At 63.4% G+C, this 5,270-nt stretch carries 4 protein-coding genes and 2 pseudogenes; 3 read left to right on the top strand and 3 right to left on the bottom strand.

Features of this window, described 5'->3' with window-relative positions:
• Together KDB67_RS07020 and KDB67_RS07015 are read right to left on the bottom strand one after the other, a co-directional pair.
• Positions 1–716: pseudogene (locus KDB67_RS07020) on the bottom strand (glycoside hydrolase family 32 protein); the annotation flags it as partial.
• On the bottom strand, positions 676–2,004 hold the full coding sequence (locus KDB67_RS07015) for an MFS transporter (protein WP_291014085.1): 1,329 nt from the start codon (positions 2,002–2,004) through the stop codon (positions 676–678). The gene KDB67_RS07015 and the pseudogene KDB67_RS07020, both read right to left, overlap by 41 nt.
• 266 nt (positions 2,005–2,270) lie before the next feature.
• On the opposite strand from KDB67_RS07015, the gene KDB67_RS07010 reads away from it, so the two are divergent.
• Together KDB67_RS07010 and KDB67_RS07005 are read left to right on the top strand one after the other, a co-directional pair.
• Complete coding sequence (locus KDB67_RS07010) at positions 2,271–3,293, top strand: LacI family DNA-binding transcriptional regulator (protein WP_291014083.1); 1,023 nt, start codon at positions 2,271–2,273, stop codon at positions 3,291–3,293.
• Positions 3,294–3,634: 341 nt separating this feature from the next.
• Positions 3,635–3,928 carry a CopG family transcriptional regulator gene (locus KDB67_RS07005; RefSeq protein WP_291014081.1) on the top strand — a complete coding sequence of 98 codons (294 nt, stop codon included), beginning with the start codon at positions 3,635–3,637 and terminating at the stop codon, positions 3,926–3,928.
• A 305-nt stretch (positions 3,929–4,233) separates the two neighbouring features.
• On the opposite strand, the gene KDB67_RS07000 is transcribed toward KDB67_RS07005, so the two are convergent.
• On the bottom strand, positions 4,234–4,956 hold the full coding sequence (locus KDB67_RS07000) for a metal-dependent transcriptional regulator (protein ID WP_291014079.1): 723 nt from the start codon (positions 4,954–4,956) through the stop codon (positions 4,234–4,236).
• Positions 4,957–5,092: 136 nt separating this feature from the next.
• Here KDB67_RS07000 and KDB67_RS06995 point away from each other — a divergent pair.
• Positions 5,093–5,270: pseudogene (locus tag KDB67_RS06995) on the top strand (bifunctional riboflavin kinase/FAD synthetase); the annotation flags it as partial.

The following is a 5,270-nucleotide window of genomic DNA, read 5'->3' as shown; positions in this document are numbered from 1 at the left end:
GGAAACAGGTCCGGGCATTCCCATTCACCGCCGACGGCACCGGCCGGCCCGAATGACGACAGAAACTCCCAGGTCAGCAGGTCGTCGGAACGGTAGAGCACCACCTGACGGTCGATCGCCTCCACGGCGACCATCACCCAGTAGGACTCGTCCTGACCCTGCCATCGGATGATCTTCGGGTCACGGAAGTTGTCCGATCCGCGATCGAGGACCGGATTGCCGCCGTACTTGGTCCAGGTCAGACCCTCATCGGTGCTGTACGCGACGGACTGGACCTGCCTGCCCGTAATGGTGGACATCGAGGTGTAGAGCGCGACGAACGCGGGGACTTCCGGGTTACCGAACCCGGTTGTCCCCGCCTCGTCGACGACCACCGATCCCGAGTACACCTGCTCCCCGTCGTCGAACGCGATGGCCACCGGATGGTCCTCCCAGGTGACCAGGTCGACGCTCGATGCGTGCCCCCAACTGAGGTTCGTATGGTCGACGCCGAGCGGGTTGTACTGGAAGTACAGGTGATAGCGGCCGTTGTGGTGGATCAATCCGTTCGGATCGTTCACCCAATTGCGGGGCGGCGCGTAGTGCAGGCTGTTCATGAATCCGTATCTGTGCAGCGGGGGAGTCGGATCGACCGGCATCCACGATACGTAGCGGGATCGGGTGATGCGCCGCACGCTACTCGACAGCGACTTTCGTGTCGTCGCGAGGTGTGTCATCGTCACTTCTGGTGTCCTTGTGTGCCGTATCGCGGATGAACGGATCGCCGAGGACGTCCTGGTCGTCGTGCTTGAGCGCGAAGTACGCCCATAGTCCGGCTACGAACACCACGCCGGAGATCACGAAGAAGGTGGGCTGATATCCGATGTGGTCGCGCAGACGGCCGAACGCGGGCGCGAGGACGACATTGCCGATCTGTGCAGACACCTCGAAACCCACGAGATAGAGGGTTGCGGAGAGTTTCGACGGGAAATGAACGGTGATGTAACGAAAGATGCCCAGGATGAACAACGGAACCTCGATGGCGTGGAACATCTTCACCACCGACACCAGGACCGGGTCGCTGAACACCGCGGAGCCGAAGATCCGCAGACCCATCACCGCCACGCCCATCAGCAGGATGTTGCGGACACCGACCTTACGCATCAGGATCGGGACAAGCATCATCATTCCGCCTTCGATGAACACCTGGACCGAGTTGAGAACACCGTAGGTCCGTTCACCGGTGTCCTTGTCGGCGAACAATCCGGTGTAGAAGTCGGGAAACATCTGCTGGTCGTAGAGGTTGTAGAAGGTCCAGCTGAAGATCACGAAGATGATGATCTGCCACAGCGCCGGCATTCTCAGCACGCCGGCGATCTCCTGGAAACTGGGTGTCGACGGAGTATCGGTGTGACCGGGAGCGGTAGGTACATTGGTTGTGCGCCAAAAGATCTGGACCAGAAGGCACACGATGCCGAGGACCGATCCGCCGACGAAGTTGATCATCGGGTTGACGGTGAACATGAATCCGGCGATCAGTGCCGCAACCGCGTACCCGAGTGAGCCCCAGCCGCGGGCCTGTCCGTATTCGAATCCGTAGGTTCGGCTCATGCGTTCGGAGAACGCTTCGAGAAGTCCTGCCGCGGCGGTGAATCCGACCGGCAGAAACAGCATTCCCGCGACGACGCCGAGGGTGAATGCGTGCTCAAGCAGCGGTTTGTACACGAAAATCACGAATGGTGCCAGACACGCCATTCCTATCGACGCGACGATCATCAGGTGCCGCTTGAGCGCGAGCCGGTCCTGGATCGTGCCGTAGAGGAACATCACGACCAGGGTGGCCATGGAGTTGGCCGAGTACAGGGTGCCGACCTGCGAGCCGTTGAGGCCCAGGCCGGTGTCGTCGTCGGTGAGCCAGATCTGGAAGAACGACCACCAGATGCCCCACGACGCGAAGAACAGCATCAGCGTCGCGGAGCTTTGTAAGTAGGCGCCGTTTCGGAACAACTGGGTGTTGATGGGCACGAGCAGGACCTCCGTTGGTCTCAGGGCACGTCGATCGGCGCATCGCCCCGTCCCGATCTGGTGAACCGTTTTATCATCGGTGCTGAATCGATTTAGCAGGTCGAAAATAGCGCAGTGATCCACATCACGTCAAGGTCGGCGTGTGGGTTATGGTGCAGGAGGGATGGCGGTCGGCGCGATCGGGCGGTGTGGCAGATTTCGTAGCCGGAGCAGGGAATGGGCCGGAGCAGGAAATGGGCCGCAGCAGGGAGTGGGCAGGAGCAGGGATGGGTAAACGCAGTACCGGACGTCCGACCCTCGCCGACGTGGCACAGCGGGCTGGGATGTCCAAGGCTGCGGTGAGTATGGTCCTCAACGATCGGCCCGGTTCGCGGGTGTCGGCCGACGCGGCGCGACGTATCAGGGAGGCTGCGGCCGCACTCGACTACCGCCCCAACCCCGCCGCACAGAGCCTGCGCCGCGGTACCACTCAAACGATCGGATTCATCTCCGACGAGGTGACCATCACCCGGTACGCGTCGGGAATGATCCGCGGAGTGCTCGACGCCGCCCGCGCCAACGGTCACATCGTGCTGATGTCCGAGACCGGCGACCAGCACGACATCGCCAGTGCCGCAAGAGCAATGACCGACCGGCGCGTCGACGGCCTGCTCATCGGCCTGATGGCGGCGCGCTTGATCGATGCCCCCGACGTGCCACCCGGCCTGCCGGTGGTGATCCTCAACGGTATGTCGTCACAAGGACATCCGTGTGTCCTGCCCGACGAGTCGGCCGCCGGCGAGGCCGTCGCCCGGTACCTCCTCGATCGCGGTCACCGATCCATCGGCATCATCGGTGACCTGCCCGAGATCGCGAGCGACCCACGCCGTTCGGTGACCATCGCCGACAGATTCGCCGGCATCCGGAGGGCCCTCGCCGATGCGGACGTCGACGCACGGTGCGTAGAACTCGACGCGTGGGGACCCCAGATCGGCTATGACCACACTCATGAGCTACTTGACGCCCACCCCACGATCACTGCTCTCATCGCCGGCAACGACAGCGTCGCATTCGGCATCTACCAGGCGCTCGCCGAACGCAACCTCAAGGTGGCGCAGGATATTTCGGTCATCTCCTTCGACGACGAAGAATTCGCCGCCATCCAGCGTCCCGGTCTGACCACCGCCCGCCTGCCCTACGAAGACATGGCCACCTGCGGCGTCGACATGCTCCTCGGCCGCAGGGAGCCAGAGCACCTACGACTGCCGATGCCCTTGATCCAACGGGCATCGGTGGCCGATGTGTCATGAGATCTGCCTGATTCGAGAGTGACAATCATCCCGGTCGGTGCCGCGGCTCGTGCACGGACCCAACTCCCGGTACTAGCGATACCCTGGAACCCATGACCGCAGTGCTCCGTCACGACGACGCCGACGACGAGTTCGCGCCGAGCGCAGAAATATTGCCAAAACCGCAGGTTGCAGATCTCCCCACCGGCGCCTGAGGTCCGATCGACGCGAGTTGGGACGCTACGCCACAAACCGTGCGCCTGGTTCCGGGCCAGGTCGGCGGATGATCTCGCATAAAACTGTATTGCAGTTTACTGATAACCGCAGTACAGTACCCAACGCAAGTAGAGGGGACTGACATCATGAGTACTCGTCGCCGTACCGATGCGGAATACGCTGAACTGCAAGCCGACATCGAGGCTGGTGCCTGGCTGCCCGTCAGTGAGCCTGTTGCCGGAACCGGCGCCCAGGTCGTTCTCAAAGGCGGCCGGCCGGCCGGCCGGAAGCTTCCGAGCGGGAACACCCCGACTACTTCCGTTCGGCTGCCCGTCGACATCAAGGCGCGGCTCGATGATCGGGCAGCAGCTGAAGACGTCAAACCCGCCGAGATCATCCGCAGGGCGCTCGTGGAGTACCTTGACCGGCATCCCGCCTGACACTGCCATCTCCTGGAACGGTCAATATGGTGGCGCCGACATCGCCGCTTCCCCTGTTCGCACGCTCCGCGCCGAACATTCCACCGCTCCTCGCCTGCCCGCGAGGCCGGACCGACGCGAGTTGGGACGCTGTGCCGCAAACCTTGCGCGTAATTCCGGTTTCCGGAGCTAATCGCAAAATTCAGTGTTGCTCACCGATGGGCCGTTTCCCACCGCCCTGCCATTTCCGTCTGCGTAGAAATCTACTAATCGAATACGTGAGCAGTGGACACATGAGATGAACCTGAATTGACCTGTGTGCCGGGTCATGTGGTGACGATGAAGATGGCCCGGGTGGCGATGTCGCCGAGGTCAACGGTAGTGGCGTTGTCGATGGCGACTGAGATTGTGCCGGCGAAGGGGCGCTTTTCGCGGATGGTGAGGATTGAGTCCAACGCGACGCCGACTTCGTCGAAGTAGCGGAGCATGTTGGGGTCGTCGTCGGAAATGCGGGCGACGCGGCCGGATTGGCCGGTGTCGAGGTCTGAGAGGAGACAGGCGTCGGGGGTGGGGACCGAGCCGTCTGTGCGGGGGATCGGGTCGCCGTGCGGATCACGTTCGGGGAAGCCGAGTTTCGCGTCGAGGCGGGCCAGCATGCGGTCGGAGACGGCGTGTTCGAGGATTTCGGCTTCGTCGTGGACCTCGTCCCAGCCGTAGCCGAGTTCGCGGACGAGGAAGGTTTCGAGGAGGCGGTGGCGGCGGACCATGTGGATGGCGGCGGTGCGGCCCTCGTCGGTGAGGGTGACCGCGCCGTATTTCGCGTGCGACACCAGGCCTTGTTCGGCGAGTTTGCGGATGGCCTCCGATGCCGTGGATGCCGACACGCCCAGGGATTCGGCGAGCATTTTGGTGGTGACCTTCACCTCGGCCCACTCCTGGCTGGTCCAGATCACCTTCAGATAGTCCTGCGTCACCGACGACAGGTCGGTGACCGCGCGCCCGGAACCGGGGCCGGCGGGCCGCGCCGAACGGGCACGCGAGTTGGGCATACCTCACTGTAAGCCATACGGTTCCGATCCTCTCGCAACCCGAAGCCGCCCCGGGGCAGACATTCACCTGACCGTCACCGGCGTGTGCGGGTGTCCGCGGTGGTTGCCGTGGGCGGGCGGTCGTAGGCTTGTGCGCGTGTTGCGTTGGAGAGGCTTGGAAGACATCCCCGCCGACTGGGGTCGCTGCGTGGTCACCATCGGCGTGTTCGACGGCGTCCACCGGGGGCACGCCCAGCTCATCAACTCGGCGACGGCCGCGGCCAAGGACCGCGGGATCCCGTCGGTGCTGATGACGTTCGACCCGCACCCCACCG

This window comes from Gordonia sp. (in: high G+C Gram-positive bacteria) (genome assembly GCF_020438995.1).
In the GTDB taxonomy this organism is placed as follows: Bacteria; Actinomycetota; Actinomycetes; order Mycobacteriales; family Mycobacteriaceae; genus Gordonia.
The sequence above is the reverse complement of the archived record's forward strand: the minus strand, read 5'-3'. Positions and strand labels throughout refer to the sequence as shown.

What these genes read in the sequence shown, in the direction of transcription:
- KDB67_RS07010 (WP_291014083.1), top strand. Translation starts at nt 2,271, where the DNA reads ATGGGTAAACGCAGTACCGGACGTCCGACCCTCGCCGACGTGGCACAG.
- KDB67_RS07005 (WP_291014081.1), top strand. Translation starts at nt 3,635, where the DNA reads ATGAGTACTCGTCGCCGTACCGATGCGGAATACGCTGAACTGCAAGCC.
- KDB67_RS07000 (WP_291014079.1), bottom strand. Translation starts at nt 4,956, where the DNA reads ATGCCCAACTCGCGTGCCCGTTCGGCGCGGCCCGCCGGCCCCGGTTCC.